The sequence below is a fragment of the Aquimarina pacifica genome (assembly GCF_000520955.1).
GTDB classification, from domain to species: domain Bacteria; phylum Bacteroidota; class Bacteroidia; order Flavobacteriales; family Flavobacteriaceae; genus Aquimarina; species Aquimarina pacifica.
On record NZ_JACC01000002.1, the window covers coordinates 248267 to 265720 of the forward strand.

A 17454-nucleotide genomic window follows, 5' to 3' on the forward strand; every position below is an offset into this window, starting at 1 on the left:
AAAAATAAACTAATATAAAACTTTACTCTTATGAAAACACTAGCATTATTCATCGCTTTATACATTTCAAACTTTTGCCTACAGGCCCAGGAGACACAAGATAACATTACGATAACGGTCACTGTACCAAATGTCACGAGTTCTGAAGGAGCAGTATTATTTGCACTTTATAATGAAGAAACATTCTTAAAAAGAACTCCTTTACAAGAAAAAAAGAGTACAATTACAGATGGTGTAGCAACAATTACATTTACGAAGGTGTCTAAGGGTACACTAGCCATTACCTGTTTTCATGATGTCAATGGGAATGAGCAAATGGATTTTGAACCAAACGGCATGCCCAAAGAAAATTATGGAGTATCTAATAATAATATGACATATGGCCCTCCGGTTTGGAGTGATGCAAAATTCGAAGTAAATTCAGAAGATATTGATGTAGAAATCCGCATGTAATATTACGCTCATATATTCTATTTAAAACTCTATTCATGGCCTAGTATAAAAGGAGTCCCTATACTAGGTCATTTGTTTTACTACACATAACGAAAACATGTTATAGATAAAATAAATTTTTACATGTTTTTTAATAAGTTTTATCAATCACTTTTATATTTTTGTCCTACAAACAAAAATCAACAAATGACGATAACACAATTACGCTATGTATTGGCTGTTGCTGAACATAAAAATTTTACCAAAGCAGCTGAAAAAACTTTTGTTACCCAGCCAACATTGAGTATGCAAATTCAAAAATTAGAAGAAGAATTAGATATATTAATTTTTGACAGAGGCAAAAAACCCATAGAACTTACCGAAATAGGAAATAAGTTGGTGAATCAAGCACGTAATATCGTAAATGAAAGTGAGCGCATACAGGATATTGTAGATCAACAAAAAGGATTTATTGGTGGGGAATTCAAGCTTGGTGTTATCCCAACAGTAATGCCTACGTTATTGCCAATGTTTTTGAATAACTTTATAAAAAAGTTCCCAAAAGTTAAACTTAAAATTGAGGAGTTAAATACAGATTCTATTGTTGAACAACTTCTCGACGGGCACCTAGATGCAGCCATTGCAGCAACACCATTAGAAAATGAAAACCTCAAAGAAAGAGTTTTATATTATGAACCTTTTGTAGGGTACATCCCCCCTAATCATAGATTAAGTAAAAAGAAAAAAATAGATGTTGCCGATTTAGACATTGATGATATGCTTCTTCTAGAAGATGGTCATTGTTTTAGAGATGGTATCATTAATCTTTGTAAAACTAATAAGAGCTATGAGGATGATCATTTTCAACTAGAAAGCGGAAGTTTCGAAACGCTCATAAAACTGTCAAATGAAGGGTTAGGAATGACTCTATTGCCTTATCTCCACACATTAGATATAAAGAATAATGAAAAAGAAAACCTTCATCATTTTAATGAACCATCTCCCGCAAGAGAAGTAAGTCTAGTTTTTCATAAAAGTGAGTTAAAAATGCACATTATTGATGTACTGCACTCTACCATTGCCGGAGTAATAAAGGGAGCTATCACATTTCAGAATGTAGAAATCATTAGTCCTATCTCAAAAATAAAAAGCGACTAAGAAGTCGCTTTTTAAGTTATGATTTTAAATAAATTAAACAAGATTGTAATTCTGGTTGTTTTACTGCTAATGATTGAATCCATATTTTCAATTCATCAATCTCATGTGGAAGTAATCTGTTTAGTGCTTTTAGAACTTCCTTGGTAAAAAGATTAACATCAAAACTAACTTTCTTAAGTACAGTCTTGGTATAATCAAACATAGCTCTAGCCATAAATTAATAAGGTTTAGAAGTTAGGTTTATATAAATAATTACACTACAAGAGTATAATCATTCCTAAAGTTGTCACGTCTAATGTAGGTAAATAAAACTAAAAAAACATTTATTTAGTTGTAATTTAACACTATTAAAAACTATTATCTCCATCTAACAAATCACCCAAACCCCCGAGAATACTGCCTTCGCCTTTACCCTTGCCGGATCTAGCTAATGAAAGTACTCTATTAGCAAGTCTACTAAAAGGCAATGATTGAATATACACAACTCCAGGCCCTGTTAATGTTGCAAAAAATAAGCCTTCTCCTCCAAAAACTTTATTTTTAATACCTGGTACCATTTCTATATTGTAGTGTACACCTTGAGAAAAACCTATGATACATCCGGTATCCACCTTTAATTTCTCTCCAGGTTGCAATTCTTTTCTTGCAGTTGTTCCACCTGCATGAACAAAGCCCATACCATCTCCTTCTAATTTTTGCATTATAAAACCTTCTCCTCCAAATAATCCTCTCCCCAATTTCTTAGAAAACTCTATACCTACAGATACTCCTTTGGCTGCACATAAGAATGCATCCTTTTGACAAATAAATTTCCCTCCATAATTGGTGAGATCAATAGGAATAATTTTTCCTGGATATGGTGATGCAAAACTTACTTTCTTTTTTCCTCCTACTTGGTTATAAAAAGCAGTCATAAACAGACTCTCTCCTGTTAGTAATCTTTTACCAGCTCCAAAAATTTTACCCATAACACCTTGATCCTTGCCAGAACCATCTCCAAAAATTGTATCCATTTGAATACCATCATCCATCATCATAAAACTTCCTGCTTCTGCAATTACCCCTTCCTGAGGGTCAAGTTCTATTTCTACATATTGCATTTCTTCACCAATAATTTCATAATCGATTTCGTGTGCCGTCATAATTAAAATATTTTTTTGATTTAATGAACCTTTTCTTTATCAGTAAACAATTTTTAAAAAGTGTTACAAGTAATAAGAGAACTTTATCGTAATTGACTATTTTTTCACTTTAACAGTCCATTCAAAATTAAAAGTGGATACCACGATGCCCTCTTGATTAGTTCCTACAGATTTCATCCATAAGGTCTGCCCCTCACCTGTTTCAATTGTTTTTTTGATTGCGTCATCTATCAAATGCCCATCATTACATACGAACGTAATTCTCCCGGTAGCTTTTTTGGTAAAACTTGCATTATTGTTTGCGACTAACATTGAAATTTTTTTACCACTATTAGCAATACTTCCCATCACCATTGCTCCTGTAGCTAACTCTGCTGCCATTCCCTGTACTGCCCAAAACATAGACTTAAAAGGATTTTGATTCATCCACCTATGTTTTACACTAACTGTGCAACTACCAGCATCAATAGCTAGTACCCGCACTCCGCAGAGCCAGGCAGAAGGCAATTTAAAAAATAAGAAGCTGTTGAGTTTTCTAGGCGTAATTTTCATGATTTTCATTTTTTAGAAATCACAAGATAGTCAAAAGAGCGCCCACAAAAAAGTAGACTAAATCTTAATTTTATGTTAAATTATGGTACTATGTTTTGCATAATACCTTTTTTTAGACATATATTTGCATAAGCAACTATTATATACTTTTTAAAATGTCAATCAATAATCACAAAAACATTTCGACCTTTATCCATTTAGGAACCTTTTCTAAATATTTTATTCCTTTTGGTAATTATATTGTCCCCATAGTATTGTGGACTACGAATAAGGATAAATCAAGCTTTATAAATAAGCATGGAAAAGAAGCTATCAATTTTCAGTTAAGCATCCTGCTATACACCGTAATCTTAGGAATATTTTCTTTTCCTTTTTTCATTTTTAGTGTATTTGGTGATGCCACAATTAATGATTTATTTCATTTAGATGATTTTTCTTTTAGCTTTTCGAATCCAGGAGGGTTTAGAACACTTATCGGTGCGTCTTTTATAGGAATCATTGCTTTGATTGGATTTTTTCTTGAAATAATTTTTGTCATTATAGCCGCGCTTAAGGCAAATAAAGGAGAAGAATATAAATATCCCTTATCTATACGATTTATAAAATAAACTATTAAAAAATCAGAGATGATAATCGATACATAACCTAATCAATTATAGATCGAATACATAGAATACTAGTCACAATCATACTCTGAATATTATTTTTATATAACCATCAAACATCAATCAAAAAATGAACAGTTTAACATTTAAAAATTAGTTTTATGAAGATCGAAAACACGAAAGCGCAAATGCGCAAAGGTGTTCTGGAATATTGCATACTTTCTATCCTTAAGGACGATGATGCTTATGTTGCTGAAATTTTAGAAACGCTTAAAGATGCAAAGATGCTTGTAGTAGAAGGCACAATATATCCATTACTTACACGACTAAAAAATGCAGGATTATTGAGTTATCGTTGGGAAGAATCTACATCGGGACCTCCGAGAAAATATTATGGACTTACCGAAACAGGAAAACTGTTTCTAAATGAATTAAATACCACCTGGGATGAATTACGAAATGCCGTAAATCTGGTAACCAAACAAAAAAAGAAGTAAAATGAATAAGACAGTTAATATAAATTTAGCAGGCATATTTTTTCATATAGACGAAGACGCTTACCTAAAGCTGCAACGTTATATCGGGGCTATCAGAAAATCATTTACAGATTCTCAAGGGAGCGATGAAATAATTGCGGATATCGAAGCGCGTATTGCAGAGCTGTTTAGCGAAAAAATAAAAGATGAACGACAAGTAATCGGGAACAAAGAAATAGATGAAGTAATTGCGGTAATGGGACAGCCGGAAGATTATCAAGTAGATGAAGAAATATTTGAAGATGAGTCCAACAACACTCGACAAACGTACCAAACACAAAAAAACACAAAACAACTATTTAGAGATACAACGAATTCGTATGTAGGTGGCGTTAGTTCTGGATTAGGGCATTACTTTGGTATAGACCCTATTTGGATTCGACTAGCATGGATTCTCTTTACTGTATTTTCTAGCGGAGCTTTTGTACTTATTTATATTGCCTTTTGGATTTTTGTGCCAGAAGCACAGAGTACGGCAGATTTTTTAGCAATGAAAGGAGAAGCTGTAAATATCAGTAACATAGAAAAAAAAATTAAAGAGGGCTTTGATGGAGTTGCAGATACCGTAAAAAATGTAGATTACAAAAAATATAGCAACAAAGTAAAAAGTAGTTCGACTACGTTCTTTGATGCCTTGGGAGATGTACTATTATTTTTATTAAAGATTTTCGTGAAATTTATAGGAGCTCTTCTTATTGTTATTTCAGGAATCACATTAATTAGTTTATTTATTGGATTATTTACTCTGGGTACAGTTGGTTTTATGGATACGCCTTTGTTAGAATATTTTGAGGTCGGAAACCATCCAGATGCACCAATATGGGTAATCGCTCTTTTATCACTATTTGCAGTAGGAATTCCGTTTTTCTTTCTATTTATTCTAGGGTTAAAAATTCTAATTAAAAACATAAAATCTATAGGTACACCTGCAAAACTGGGATTATTAGGTGTTTGGATTTTGGCTATCATAGGATTTGTTGTTCTTGGAGTTAGACAGGCGACGCTCGAGGCATATGATGCCCAGGTAATTATCGAAAAACAAGAACTTCCTATAACAAGCAGAGATACATTAACCATAGAAATTAATGGTAGCAATCGATACGCTAAACATCCAAAACACAAAAAAGATTTTTATGTAAAAAGAGATCAAAGTGGTAATAAAGTAATCGTTACTCAAGATATAGAATTGTACCTAAAAGCATCAAAAAGAGATACCTTAGTAAGTATTGAAATAGAAAAACAAGCTCAAGGTAAATCATATGATGATGCCACAGAAAGGGCAGAAGAACTAAAATATGCATATCAATTAGATGGTAATACACTGTTAATAGATGGGTATGCAATTACTAATTACATTCACAAATTTAGAGATCAAGAAGTAAAAGTTACCCTAACATTACCTGAAGGAATCACACTCTATATGGACAAAAATACATCTAGATACAATAATTCCTGGAAATATGATGATTACATAACTGTTGATGATAAAGAAGAACAGTATTTACAATTAATCAACGGTAAATTAGAATGTAATGATTGTCCCGAAATCACAAGCAAGGATTCAGAATACTTCGAATCTGAAGAAGAGGATGATAGTGTACGAATCAACATCAATTCAGACGACGAAGATTTTAAACTAAAAATTGATGAAAAAGGAGTAGAACTTAACAATGAACCGGTAAAAGTAAAAATAGACGAACACGGAATAGAAATTAAAACTGAAAAATAAATTCAATTCACAATACACTTTCTACTTCCTAATTTTAACAATACCTAAATAATCAAAAGTATAATCAGTAAAACAACTCTGGTCATATAAGCTTGTAAAAGATTAGGATTAGAGAATAAACATCAATCAAAAAACGAATAGTTCAATTTTTTAAAACAAAATAGTTATGACAACATTAGCCAAAATATTAATATCATTGTGTTTATCATTAGCATGTTGCTCTTGCAACATGGTATTTAATGGAGTTTCTGGAGAAGGAGAAGTTATTACCAAAGAAAGAAGTATTGACGAAAATTTTGATACGGTAAAAGTGAGTAAAGGAATCGATGTTATTTTAAACAAGAGTACAGATAAAAAAGTAATTGTCGAGGCTAATAAAAATTTACATGATCATATTGAAATCTATGTAAAAGCAAATACTCTCTACATCACATCTGATGAGAATATTTTCAAGGCAGATGAAAAAAAAGTAGTTATTTCATATGATAAATTAAATAAAGTAACTGTGAGTAGTGGTGCCAGCATATCTTCTGAAGAAACTGTTGTACAAAAGGATCTTGCTTTAAGTGCTTCTAGTGGTGCAGATATGAGACTAGAAGTAAGAGCAGAAACCTTGGCAAGCTCAGTTAGCAGTGGAGCCATGATAGATCTTTCAGGAAAAGTTAATAATCACACTGCCAAAGCCAGTAGCGGAGCCGACATTCGTGCAAAAAACTTGATGAGTTTAAGTTCTCAAGCCAATGCCAGTAGTGGCTCATCAATAAGAATTCATGCCAAAAATGAATTCTCAGGAAAAGCTACAAGCGGAGCCGATGTCATTTATTATGGAGAACCCGAGATTGTATCAGAAACAGATAACTCAGGAGGAAACGTAAGACGCCATTAATAAGCATATATACGAAATATTATCAATTTCGACCAATCAAAAAAGTAAGGCCTATTTTCGAATTCGTTAAGTAGGCCTTACTATATTTAAACAACTTCGGGTATATTCTATCACCAGAAAAGCAATCCTTAATATTATTGGTCATGCAACATATATTTCTAATTTCAGTTTTTATATTTGTATCTAAACTTATAGACCGTTACTTAATACTACCCAAAAAATATTAAAAACAGCTATAAATTGCACACAATTATGAGGACATCACTGATAGTACTACTTTCTTTTTTTGCATTTGGAAATATATATAGTCAAAAGGAAAAAGTAAAAGGAAATAAAATTATTAGCACCGAAGATTTTGATACTGAAGGGTTTCATACAATAGAATTACAAGAAGGGTTTGACGTTACGTTTGACCAAAGCAATCTTAATCAAGTTACTATTGAGGCCGATAGTAATATATTACGAGAAATTGATGTTATCGTACAAGATAGTATCTTAACAATTACATCTGAAAAAGATTTAAAACGGGCAAAAGAACTGAATATCCAAATTCTATACGCCTCAGAATTAAAAAAAATTATACTTTCAAATAAGGTAAATGCAAAATCTCTTACTCCTATACATACAAATGAGTTTACCCTAGAAATGTATGATAATACAGAGACCTTTCTCACGGTCGAAGCTACAAAAATACAATATATCGGCAATGATAAAGCCTCATGCGACTTACACGTCAAAGCAAAAGAAATTACCTACCAAATCAACGATAACTCAGAATTAAAAGGAATAATAGCAGCCGATAGTTTAACAGTAGATTTATATCAAAAAGCATCTGCAAAACTAGAAGGGCAATCTACTTCAATGTTAGTTAGAGCAGATAATGATACCGACTTTTTTGGTGAAAAACTATCTACAAAACAAGCAAAACTTGTCGCAGAAGGTACTAGTGATTGCTATTTATTGATCTCCGAACAAATAAAAATAGAAGCAAGAGACAAAGCAGAAATATTTCTATTAGGGCAGCCCAAAATTAGCATCGATTCATTTGAAAATGAGGCGACTTTATACAAGAAAAAAGACAATTACAGTCCAGGGTTTTTCTAAGAAGAAAAATATTCTACATTATTAACTCAACTCTTAAATTTTGAGTTTTAATGTAAAGAGACTGTCTAAAAAAGTCAATAGATTTTTTAATCTGTCTATCTGAGCTTATCGAAAGCGTTTTGAAAATCAGAACATTAATTTTCATCAGACTCAGTTTGACATCCTAAAATAACTTTTCAGAAAGTCTCTTTACTCTCCCCTTTTTAGTATTAGTATTACCTAATAATACAATACCGTAAAAACTATCACTTTACATATCCAACAACACCCTCATATGTATAACCTGCATTAATTCCTTCAGAATAACTTTTGGTAAATAGGTGGTCTGAGTTTTGATTACCATAAAAACGATATAGTTTACTTAATCCACTACCCGCTCCTTTTGCAATAAGAACATAGTTTCTAGTTACATTACTCCATCCGCTTCGTCGTAAATTCCAAAATTCGGTGGCACTTGTTGTCATAACAAAATCCTGATAATTGGGATGGATTAAAAAATACAAAACATTATATTTACTAGTATCATACCCTGTCGAAGAAAAAGACACTGGCGTTGTAAAAGCCACTCCTTCATAACTTCCGTAAGCAATACCAGAACCAGATTGAGTTCTGTATGTATGCACGGTGGCGCTTCCTCCTTGATAATATCTATATACTTTAACATCCGAAATGGACTTAGAACTTGAAGTGGTTTTATCAAGGTTTGCCTCGATTTCATCAAAAATTTCGGCTTGACCTAATTCTTCAGGAGTTTCTTCAGAAAGAGCTTCACTCTTTTCGCACGAAGTAAAAACGGCCAATACAGTTAAAAAAAATACGGAAACTAAAAAATTACTTTTTTTCATAATTTGTGTGTTAAAAAATTTATAATTACTCTTAATACTAAACAGATACTCCTACCATTTAAGAATCAGAAATATCTTTTGATTGTAATAAATTCACTTTATGAAATAGAAAACCTATTGCATAAAAGGAATTAAATAAGGCTATTGATAGTTTTAGATTTTTTATGATTTTCTAAAAAAATATAGATGAATTTGAATTGTTTTGCTGTTTCGAATCTACTACCAGAATAACGTATAACACAAGTTGTATTTCTGTATATTTATAAATCTAAGCCATAAATTTATAAATATCACCAAGTGCAAAAATTAGACATAAGAAACTTAAAATAAATAATTTACAAGACAAAAACACACTCACTTAACTCAGTGTATCATTAAAATTTGATGTAAATTGAAAAGTAAATATTAGAAATACAAACACCCATGTCATATAAAAACATTGGTGTATTAGAAGCTATCTTTCTTGATTCTGATTTTTTATTTTAACCTTCTTAGGTTAAAATGATTTTTCTGTTAAGTATTATTTGAAAAATCTTAATTTTAACCAAATTAACATGTTTGTAACTATTCATAGAATTAATATGCACTAACTCAACTTAAAAAATTAGAATGAATAAAATTTTATGCAATACAATGCTGTTATTGTTAGGTTGTTTATTTGGTTTTGCTCAAGTGAACAACACCGAATTAAATAACGATTATCTAAGTAATATTACTTTTCAGGAACTAAAAAATAAGTTTTACGAAAACGAGAATAATAGTAATACTGCTTCTATCTATGCCAAAATGTATCTAAAAAAAGCTAAGAAGAATATGGATACCATAAAAATTGCGGATGGATACTATTTTTTGGGAGCTGTTGAGGAGTATAACATTGCCTATCAATATGCGGATAGCATAATACACCTTACCCAAAACCTTATAAACAAAGAATACCCTGGATTTGGTTATAAGCTCAAAGGAAATTTATTATTTATGGAAGGTGATTATAAAAAAGCTTTTCATGAATATGTCATTGCTTCAGAATTTGCAAAAAAAAGAAATAATGAATTAGAATATGTAATCTTAAAATTTAATATAGGATTACTAAAAAACCAGTTAGGAGAAAGAAAAGAGGCGCTAGGGTTCTTTAAACAGTACGTAGACTATATTTCAGAAAAAGAACTGAAAAAAGAAAGACCTGATTTATACATAAAAGGGTTATATGCGCTTTCTGAATCGTACAGCTATAATTCTAAACTAGATTCTGCTGAACTTTTTATTAAAGAAGGTGTTATTGAAACTATCGAATCAAAGGATACTTTAATGTATAATCTATTTGTGCTGCAATCGGGGATCAACTATTACTTTCAAAACAAATACAAAATAGCAGTTGACAGTCTTACAAAAGCCGAAAAACAAATAAATTCATTTTCAGAAAAAGATAAAATGGGTATCGCAATTTGTAATTATTATATTGGCAAATCTCTACTCAATCAAGGTAATACAAAAAAAGGAATCTATCATTTTAAGAAAGTTGACACCTTACTACATGAGCTTAACAATATTACCCCAGAGTTAATCGACACCTATACCGTTTTGATAAAACATTATAAAAATAAAAATGATGACAAAAGTCAAATAAAGTACATTACCTCCCTCATAAAGTTTGACAGTATTTTAGAATCTAATTACAAATTTTTATCAAAAAAAATTATACGAAATTATGAATCTAAAGAGCTATTAGATGAAAAAAATCAATTGATTGAAAAATTAAATAATACTGCCATTCTATCAAAAAAAAATTCTCTGATTCTCGGAATAATCATTATAGCTTTAATAACTATTGTTTTAATAATCCTGAAAAAAAACAGGGTATACAAAAAAAGGTTCGAGTCAATAATGAATAAAAACGCCTCTTCCCATACGCGACAAAAAGACACAAAAAAAACAGCAATTTTAACACAAGGACTCAATCTTCCCGAAGAACTTGTTAAAGAAGTTTTAGAAAAATTAGAAGTTTTTGAGGCCTCAAAAAGATTTCTGAACAAAAAATATACGTTAAACAGTTTGGCAAAAGAACTAAATACCAATAGTAGTTATTTATCAAAAATCATAAATGAAACAAAACAAATCAATTTTGCGAATTATTTGAATGATCTTAAGATAGAAGAAGCTATTAAAAGGTTAAAAAATGAGAAACAACTTAGAGCGTATACTATAGAATCTATTGCTACAGAAATGGGATTTAACACCGCACAATCTTTTTCGCAAGCTTTTTATAAAAAAACAGGATTACACCCATCTTATTTCATAAAAAGCATTAATAATCAGAAAGTTAAAAATTAAATATTTATTTTTTTATAGCTTAAATTTATAAATACGTAGAATATAGGCGTAAAAAAAACACCTTTTTGGCATATCTTAATCAAATAATTAATAATCTAGTATTCATAAAAACTAAAAGAGAATTAAAAAAACTTAGATACATTAAGGCTAAAAAATTAGAGAATAACTAATCTTGCCAAACTGAATACAATATGGGTGGACTTTGTCGAGAAAATTGCTCTCGCAGAAAAGGTTACCCTAAATCAGATCTAAGATAAAATCAATAGCCCTACGCTAAGATGCAAGGTCTGTTTCTCAAAATACTTTTTAGTTTTGAAGCAAATCCTTGAAGAATTAAATTGTCTTTTAATGATAAAAACATTTCATTATTAATCTCAATCACTGTCAAATGAAAAAAACACAAAACAAAAAGCAAGCTTCTAACAAATTAACGTTAAAGAAATGGCAAATAACGAAGATCACAAAGCTTACCGCTATTAAAGGAGGAGGTAATGGCTCTGGTGGGGTTGGTTGTCCGACTAAACCGTTATCTTAAGTTTTATTTAAAGAAATTATTCATTAATCACAATCACTGTTAAATGAAAAAAAACAAAACAAAAAAGCCCACTGGTAAACTTGGATTAGAAAAATGGAAAGTAGTAAAAATCAGTAATACCAGAGCAATAAAAGGAGGAGGATTATCTAGTGTTCGAGGATGTGTTACGCAACCTTAATAGCATCAATCCTAAAAAAAAGTCAACTTTCAAAAAAAAACAAGTAGCTCAAAATTGAGCTACTTGTTTTTATATATCTGTATTTGTTGTAAAATTTAGATATGCAATACCTAAAAAAAGTAAAGTTTTAAGCAGAAACTTCTGCTTTAGTTTCTATCGTTGCTAAATAACGTTCTGCATCCAAGGCGGCCATACATCCTGTTCCTGCAGCAGTTACTGCCTGTCTGTATTCTTTATCCTGTACATCACCAGATGCAAATACCCCAGGGATATTTGTTTTTGTTGATTTACCTTCTGTAATTAGATACCCAGTATCATCCATATCAACTTGTCCCTTAAAAATATCGGTATTTGGCTTGTGCCCTATTGCTATAAACAATCCGGTAATCGCTATTTCGGATTTTTCTCCTGTTTTATTATTTACCATTCTCAAACCTTCTACAACTTGATCACCTAATACTTCATCAACCTCTGTATTATATAACACCTTAAGATTCTCAGTATTGTTAACACGATGTTGCATTGCTTTTGATGCTCTCATGTGATCCTTACGTACCAACATGGTAACTGATGAACAAATATTAGCAAGATATGTTGCTTCTTCAGCAGCCGTATCCCCTGCTCCTACTATAGCAACATCTTGTTGTTTATAGAAAAACCCGTCACATACTGCACACGCAGAAACACCACCACCTCTTAGTTTCTGTTCACTTGGTAATCCAAGATACTTAGCAGTAGCACCAGTAGAAATAATAATACTTTCAGCTTCAATAGTAGTTGTGCTATCCACGACAACTTTATGAATACCTCCTTGCTCTTTACTAAAATCAACTTCGGTAACCATTCCGATTCGCACTTCAGTACCAAAACGTTCTGCTTGTTGTTGTAATTGAACCATCATCGTTGGTCCATCAATACCCTCAGGATATCCCGGAAAATTATCTACTTCTGTAGTCGTAGTTAATTGTCCTCCAGGCTCCATCCCTGTATACATAACTGGCTTGAGATCCGCTCTTGCCGCATAAATGGCTGCAGTATATCCTGCAGGTCCTGACCCTATAATTAGGCATTTTATTCTTTCTATTGTATCAGACATTTTCATTTCATTTTATGTAGTGTAAAAGTAGTAATTTGAAGATAAAACTTTCACGAAAGTTATTAAGATTTGTTATCAACATATAGACATACTAAATAAGACACCTATATTGGTATAATACGCTAAATAATATGGCCAAATATGTTTATTAGACAATTTCTTACTATTTTTTTCTAAACAATTATAGCATTCATAATTAGGTGTCAAACTCTCAAAATAAATTCTCTAATTTCATAAAAACGGCCAAAAACTAAAAGTCTTGATGAATAACAACCAAAATAAAACCACAACATCGTATAAAAGCACCACAACATTACATATACAAAATACATTTTTATCAATTATTTAATGTTCTTTTCACCTACTCAATAAAAAAATTAAATCATCAATATTTTAGCATTAAACCTTTTATTATCTTATAAAAATCGTTATTTTTTTGATGTATCATCATTTTGTATGTTTTTTGTTGTGGTATATTATTAGAATTTAAGGTTTTTATATCCCTACATTTATAGTCTTGTAAGTTGAAAACTAAAAAAAGATTTGTTTTGAGAATACTCGATTTAATTTTCAGCTTCAAAAAACAGATTCATTTTATATTGTCAAAAACTTATTAAAATGAGCTCACATTTCTTTACAATATCTAAGATTGATGTGAGTTATATAAAAATAAGGGAAATGTTAAAGTAATTAGAAATACCAAACAAAGAAGAACCTCATAGTGCAGAATAATTAAAAATATTCATGATATAATAACTAATCACTATTAAATCATAGACGATGTGGTCCAAATTTTCTATTACTTCGGCGATAAGCATTTTAAATGAATCACTCAAATACTAAAAAAACTCTCTTTAAAACGAGAACACATTATAATCATTAAATAAACGCATCACACTTAAAATTAACGTTACACAATCACTATGAAAAAAAATAGACTTAGCAGATTAAGTGCAATTTTATTGTTTTGTATCTTATACAGTTCAATTGCAACCGCCCAAATAGGAAATGTTCTTTGGGAAGACAATTTTGATACATTTAATACTGATATATGGAACCCTATTGAAGGGGATGGCTGCGAAATTGGCCTCTGCGGTTGGGGAAATGCTGAATTAGAATATTACAGCCCTAATAATATTTCTATAGAATCAATCCCTGGTGAATCAGGAAATAACGCCTTAGTATTAGAAGCTCGACAAGAAACTATAGGTTCTAGAGCCTTCTCTTCAGGAAAAGTAGATAGCGAGAACAATCTATCTATCCAATATGGATTAATAGAGATAAGAATGCAGGCACCTACCGTAGAAACAGGACTATGGCCCGCTGCTTGGTTGTTAGGAACAGCAAATCTTACCTGGCCTTCTAAAGGTGAAATCGACATGATGGAAATGGGGCATGCTGCCGCAGAAAGAGAACGTCTGGGATTCCCTAATTCTGATGTAAACAGTTATGTAGGTGCAAATGCAATTTTTGCGAATGAAGATGGTAGTGTTGGTAGTATTGCCTATGATGTAAATTATAACCAACCTTATCTTGCAGATACACCAATAACAAATCGTTTTGTAACCTATCGTCTTTACTGGGAACCAACCCAAATGCGATATACCATTGTAGATAATGGAGTAGAATATGATTTATACGCAGCTCCGCTCCCAATAGACCCTGACGGAGTAACCGGAGTCTTTTCTCGTCCATTTTACTTATTACTAAACCTTGCTGTTGGAGGTAATTTTACTGATGCTGCAACAAATGATCAAGTAACAGCAGCTTTACCTGCAAAATTATACATTGATTATGTTCGTGTATCACAATGGAATGGTTACGGTACCGTAGAAACAAATTATGGTGGATTAACTGCAGAAACGGGTACTTTTGGTGTATATACAGAAAATACGCCTACTGCCAATGATCTTGCTTTTGGCTCGGACGCAGAAATATATGTTTGGGGAGGTACAATGCAGGAAGGAACAACTGAACCTTATGAAGGGAATGAAGTATTGGCATATGAAACCCTAACCGCTAACAGTTGGTTTGGAGGTGGTATTTCTGCTTTATTCGGAAAAGACATGTCTAATTATGTAGAAGAAGGCACACTCAAATTTAAAATTAAGATTCCGGCTGATGTATCTTTTAGGATTGGAATTACAGATAATTACACAAACGAAAGCTGGATCACCTTTAATGCAGGTGAAACACAATATGGACTAACCAGAAATGGCGAATGGGGTGAGGTAGAAATTCCATTAGTAGATTTTGCAGGTCTAATAGCTTTCCAAAATATCAATTATATGTTTGCCATTGCAAGTCTTGATGGTGCTTTTCCGGCATCTACTTTTCAATTGGGAATTGATGATATTGTTTGGGAAGATGGTAATACAGCCACAATCCCTGTTACTGGAGTAAGTGTATCACCAACCGAAGTTTCGCTTACAGAAGGAGACACACAACAACTTACAGCGACTATTAGCCCTTCTGACGCTAGTAATCAAAATATTAGTTGGACAAGTGATAATACAGCAGTAGCAATTGTGAGTACAGATGGACTAGTAACATCATTAACCCCTGGTACAGCTACAATAACAGCAACCACAGCAGACGGAGAGTTCACAGCAACAAGTATATTTACTATTTCCTCTGAAACAATTAATGTTACAGCTATTAGTAGTTCCCCTACAAATACAACACTTGATGTTGGAGAGACACAACAAATCAGTGCGACAATTAGTCCTGCGAATGCCACAAATCAAAATATCAGCTGGACTAGTAGTAATACATCAATTGCTTCTGTAAATACATCAGGATTAGTTACTGCTCTAGCGGCAGGATCAACGACCATAACGGCAACCACAGAAGATGGTGATTTTACAGCTACATCAACCATAAATGTAAACGGAACCTCTGTAACCTTTGTACCAGACCCTAATAAAACATATTATATTGATAGCCCAATTCATAATCTTAGGATAGCTGCTTCTGGGGAAAGTGAATACCCTTACACAGCTTCTACAACTACTACAGGTGATGATGTAGAGTGGAAATTTGTAGACAAAGGAAACGGATACTGGCATATTGATCGTGCAGCAGGAGGAACTAAACCAAGATTACGATCTAACAGAACAGCCAATGCTGATATGCAACAAACAAGTTCTGCTGGAGGATGGACCTTTTATGATTTTGCGGCCGGAGTTTCTGATGGGACTTACTTTTTAACCCTTCCCAACGGTCCTTCGAGTTACAAAAGATTACAAGTAAATAATAATGGTGAGGTAAAAATGGTTTCTACGGCAAGTGCAGGAACATGGGAATCATTTACAATTACCGAAGTAACAGCTCCCGAAGAAGTTTCAATTCATATAGAAGCAGAAGATTATAGCAACATGAGTGGAATACAAACAGAAAACACTACCGATATTGGTGGTGGGTTAAATGTTGGTTGGATTGATGCAGGAGACTGGATGGAATATGTTGTTGATATCCCAGCAGCAGGAACCTATGCAGTAAACTTTAGAGTAGCAAGTATTCCTGGTAGTGCAGCCGTTCAGTTTCAAGTAAACGGAGACGTCCTTGCAACAGCCAATATTGCTCCTACAGGAGGATGGCAAAACTGGATAACACTCACTCAGAATGTTACCCTAGAAGCAGGAATACAAACAGTACGCTTATATTCTCCTGCCGATAACTGGAATCTTAACTGGTTCGAAATCGAAAGCACAACAGAAGCAGTGGCATCAGCCCGATCCATTGTTGATACTCCTGAGAAAACAGCACCTGTAAAAGTATTTCCCGTACCTGCAAAAGATGTATTAAACTTATCTATTCCTGATTATACAGCGTATGAAAGAATAGAAATAATTAATCTTAATGGTCAGGTAATTCTTAAGAATTCTGATATACTTAGTGATATAATTTCTTTTGATGTACAAGAACTGCCAAGCAGTATGTATATAATCAAAATGTACAAAAACAATGCTCCTGTAGAAACTGCGAGTTTTGTAAAGTAAAAGCATAAGAAAAGAATAGTGATATTGGGGTACAAATTAATTCTCTGTACCCTAGTATCGCTTTTAATAACACTACTATTAAATTATTATAGAAAAAGAAATGTATCTGTTTAGGCACTTCGATTATTGAAGTACCGCAAATACCTTAAAACCCTATTTTATACGCACTTTATTTATCAGTATTCGAGCTATAAAAGTTAAACCAACACTCATGTATCATGATTACACAAAAAAATAACACCACTAGCATACAGTCAAAAAGTTTTCTAAAAACTCGAAGTAAGAATTAATTTACTTATATACTTGAAACACTCAAAACGCAAACTA

General features: G+C 32.3%; 16 protein-coding genes. 11 read left to right on the top strand and 5 right to left on the bottom strand.

The genetic code is table 11. The features are described from left to right. Positions 1-30 precede the first annotated feature (30 nt). Both DZ60_RS0102200 and DZ60_RS0102205 read left to right on the top strand, forming a co-directional pair. On the top strand, positions 31-453 hold the full coding sequence (locus tag DZ60_RS0102200; protein ID WP_025740115.1) for a DUF2141 domain-containing protein: 423 nt from the start codon (positions 31-33) through the stop codon (positions 451-453). Between the two features lie 186 nt (positions 454-639). Next, positions 640-1590: a LysR substrate-binding domain-containing protein gene (locus tag DZ60_RS0102205; RefSeq protein ID WP_025740116.1), complete on the top strand. Its 951-nt coding sequence runs from the start codon at positions 640-642 to the stop codon at positions 1588-1590. 16 nt (positions 1591-1606) lie between these two features. Here the strand turns inward: DZ60_RS0102205 and DZ60_RS0102210 are convergent, their stop codons facing one another. From DZ60_RS0102210 to DZ60_RS0102220, 3 genes are all read right to left on the bottom strand, one after another. Continuing rightward, complete coding sequence (locus DZ60_RS0102210; protein ID WP_025740118.1) at positions 1607-1804, bottom strand: hypothetical protein; 198 nt, start codon at positions 1802-1804, stop codon at positions 1607-1609. A gap of 133 nt (positions 1805-1937) precedes the next feature. Next, the gene (locus tag DZ60_RS0102215; RefSeq protein WP_025740119.1) at positions 1938-2732 is read right to left on the bottom strand and encodes a TIGR00266 family protein; all 795 of its coding nucleotides are present in this window, start codon (positions 2730-2732) and stop codon (positions 1938-1940) included. A 96-nt stretch (positions 2733-2828) separates the two neighbouring features. Then, positions 2829-3284, bottom strand: a complete 456-nt coding sequence (locus tag DZ60_RS0102220) for a DUF4442 domain-containing protein (RefSeq protein ID WP_025740121.1) — start codon at positions 3282-3284, stop codon at positions 2829-2831. 155 nt (positions 3285-3439) lie between these two features. Here DZ60_RS0102220 and DZ60_RS0102225 point away from each other — a divergent pair, with 155 nt between their 5' ends. The 5 genes from DZ60_RS0102225 to DZ60_RS0102245 all read left to right on the top strand — a co-directional run bounded on the left by DZ60_RS0102225 (position 3440) and on the right by DZ60_RS0102245 (position 8144). Then, positions 3440-3892, top strand: coding sequence for a DUF4870 domain-containing protein (locus DZ60_RS0102225; RefSeq protein ID WP_025740122.1), 453 nt, complete (start codon positions 3440-3442; stop codon positions 3890-3892). A 158-nt stretch (positions 3893-4050) separates the two neighbouring features. Beyond that, complete coding sequence (locus tag DZ60_RS0102230) at positions 4051-4386, top strand: PadR family transcriptional regulator (RefSeq protein WP_024770274.1); 336 nt, start codon at positions 4051-4053, stop codon at positions 4384-4386. Between the two features lies 1 nt (position 4387). After that, positions 4388-6154 carry a PspC domain-containing protein gene (locus DZ60_RS0102235; protein ID WP_025740126.1) on the top strand — a complete coding sequence of 589 codons (1767 nt, stop codon included), beginning with the start codon at positions 4388-4390 and terminating at the stop codon, positions 6152-6154. A gap of 166 nt (positions 6155-6320) precedes the next feature. Then, positions 6321-7040 (top strand): head GIN domain-containing protein, encoded by a 720-nt coding sequence (locus DZ60_RS0102240; protein WP_025740128.1) that lies wholly within the window; start codon positions 6321-6323, stop codon positions 7038-7040. 252 nt (positions 7041-7292) lie between these two features. Then, entirely contained in the window at positions 7293-8144 is an 852-nt protein-coding gene (locus DZ60_RS0102245) for a GIN domain-containing protein (protein WP_025740129.1), read from the top strand. A 245-nt stretch (positions 8145-8389) separates the two neighbouring features. Here DZ60_RS0102245 and DZ60_RS0102250 read toward each other — a convergent pair whose 3' ends face one another. Next, positions 8390-8989 carry a hypothetical protein gene (locus tag DZ60_RS0102250; RefSeq protein ID WP_025740131.1) on the bottom strand — a complete coding sequence of 200 codons (600 nt, stop codon included), beginning with the start codon at positions 8987-8989 and terminating at the stop codon, positions 8390-8392. Between the two features lie 609 nt (positions 8990-9598). Between DZ60_RS0102250 and DZ60_RS0102255 the strand changes: the two genes are divergently transcribed. The 3 genes from DZ60_RS0102255 (at position 9599) to DZ60_RS25640 (ending at position 12030) form a co-directional block, all read left to right on the top strand. Continuing rightward, a complete protein-coding gene (locus DZ60_RS0102255) occupies positions 9599-11317 on the top strand; it encodes a helix-turn-helix domain-containing protein (RefSeq protein ID WP_025740133.1) in 1719 nt (572 codons plus the stop codon). A gap of 388 nt (positions 11318-11705) precedes the next feature. Then, positions 11706-11852 carry a hypothetical protein gene (locus DZ60_RS25050; RefSeq protein ID WP_161634360.1) on the top strand — a complete coding sequence of 49 codons (147 nt, stop codon included), beginning with the start codon at positions 11706-11708 and terminating at the stop codon, positions 11850-11852. Between the two features lie 43 nt (positions 11853-11895). Beyond that, positions 11896-12030 carry a hypothetical protein gene (locus tag DZ60_RS25640; protein WP_262482364.1) on the top strand — a complete coding sequence of 45 codons (135 nt, stop codon included), beginning with the start codon at positions 11896-11898 and terminating at the stop codon, positions 12028-12030. Positions 12031-12157: 127 nt separating this feature from the next. Here DZ60_RS25640 and trxB read toward each other — a convergent pair whose 3' ends face one another. Beyond that, positions 12158-13126 carry a thioredoxin-disulfide reductase gene (gene trxB, locus DZ60_RS0102270; RefSeq protein WP_025740134.1) on the bottom strand — a complete coding sequence of 323 codons (969 nt, stop codon included), beginning with the start codon at positions 13124-13126 and terminating at the stop codon, positions 12158-12160. Between the two features lie 923 nt (positions 13127-14049). On the opposite strand from trxB, the gene DZ60_RS23935 reads away from it, so the two are divergent. Beyond that, a complete protein-coding gene (locus tag DZ60_RS23935; protein ID WP_051477532.1) occupies positions 14050-17127 on the top strand; it encodes an Ig-like domain-containing protein in 3078 nt (1025 codons plus the stop codon). Positions 17128-17454: the final 327 nt, after the last annotated feature.

Excerpts from the sequence above, each read along its gene's own strand:
- DZ60_RS0102200 (WP_025740115.1), top strand. The coding sequence starts at position 31 with ATGAAAACACTAGCATTATTCATCGCTTTATACATTTCAAACTTTTGC.
- DZ60_RS0102205 (WP_025740116.1), top strand. The coding sequence starts at position 640 with ATGACGATAACACAATTACGCTATGTATTGGCTGTTGCTGAACATAAA.
- DZ60_RS0102210 (WP_025740118.1), bottom strand. The coding sequence starts at position 1,804 with ATGGCTAGAGCTATGTTTGATTATACCAAGACTGTACTTAAGAAAGTT.
- DZ60_RS0102215 (WP_025740119.1), bottom strand. The coding sequence starts at position 2,732 with ATGACGGCACACGAAATCGATTATGAAATTATTGGTGAAGAAATGCAA.
- DZ60_RS0102220 (WP_025740121.1), bottom strand. The coding sequence starts at position 3,284 with ATGAAAATTACGCCTAGAAAACTCAACAGCTTCTTATTTTTTAAATTG.
- DZ60_RS0102225 (WP_025740122.1), top strand. The coding sequence starts at position 3,440 with ATGTCAATCAATAATCACAAAAACATTTCGACCTTTATCCATTTAGGA.
- DZ60_RS0102230 (WP_024770274.1), top strand. The coding sequence starts at position 4,051 with ATGAAGATCGAAAACACGAAAGCGCAAATGCGCAAAGGTGTTCTGGAA.
- DZ60_RS0102235 (WP_025740126.1), top strand. The coding sequence starts at position 4,388 with ATGAATAAGACAGTTAATATAAATTTAGCAGGCATATTTTTTCATATA.
- DZ60_RS0102240 (WP_025740128.1), top strand. The coding sequence starts at position 6,321 with ATGACAACATTAGCCAAAATATTAATATCATTGTGTTTATCATTAGCA.
- DZ60_RS0102245 (WP_025740129.1), top strand. The coding sequence starts at position 7,293 with ATGAGGACATCACTGATAGTACTACTTTCTTTTTTTGCATTTGGAAAT.
- DZ60_RS0102250 (WP_025740131.1), bottom strand. The coding sequence starts at position 8,989 with ATGAAAAAAAGTAATTTTTTAGTTTCCGTATTTTTTTTAACTGTATTG.
- DZ60_RS0102255 (WP_025740133.1), top strand. The coding sequence starts at position 9,599 with ATGAATAAAATTTTATGCAATACAATGCTGTTATTGTTAGGTTGTTTA.
- DZ60_RS25050 (WP_161634360.1), top strand. The coding sequence starts at position 11,706 with ATGAAAAAAACACAAAACAAAAAGCAAGCTTCTAACAAATTAACGTTA.
- DZ60_RS25640 (WP_262482364.1), top strand. The coding sequence starts at position 11,896 with ATGAAAAAAAACAAAACAAAAAAGCCCACTGGTAAACTTGGATTAGAA.
- trxB (WP_025740134.1), bottom strand. The coding sequence starts at position 13,126 with ATGTCTGATACAATAGAAAGAATAAAATGCCTAATTATAGGGTCAGGA.
- DZ60_RS23935 (WP_051477532.1), top strand. The coding sequence starts at position 14,050 with ATGAAAAAAAATAGACTTAGCAGATTAAGTGCAATTTTATTGTTTTGT.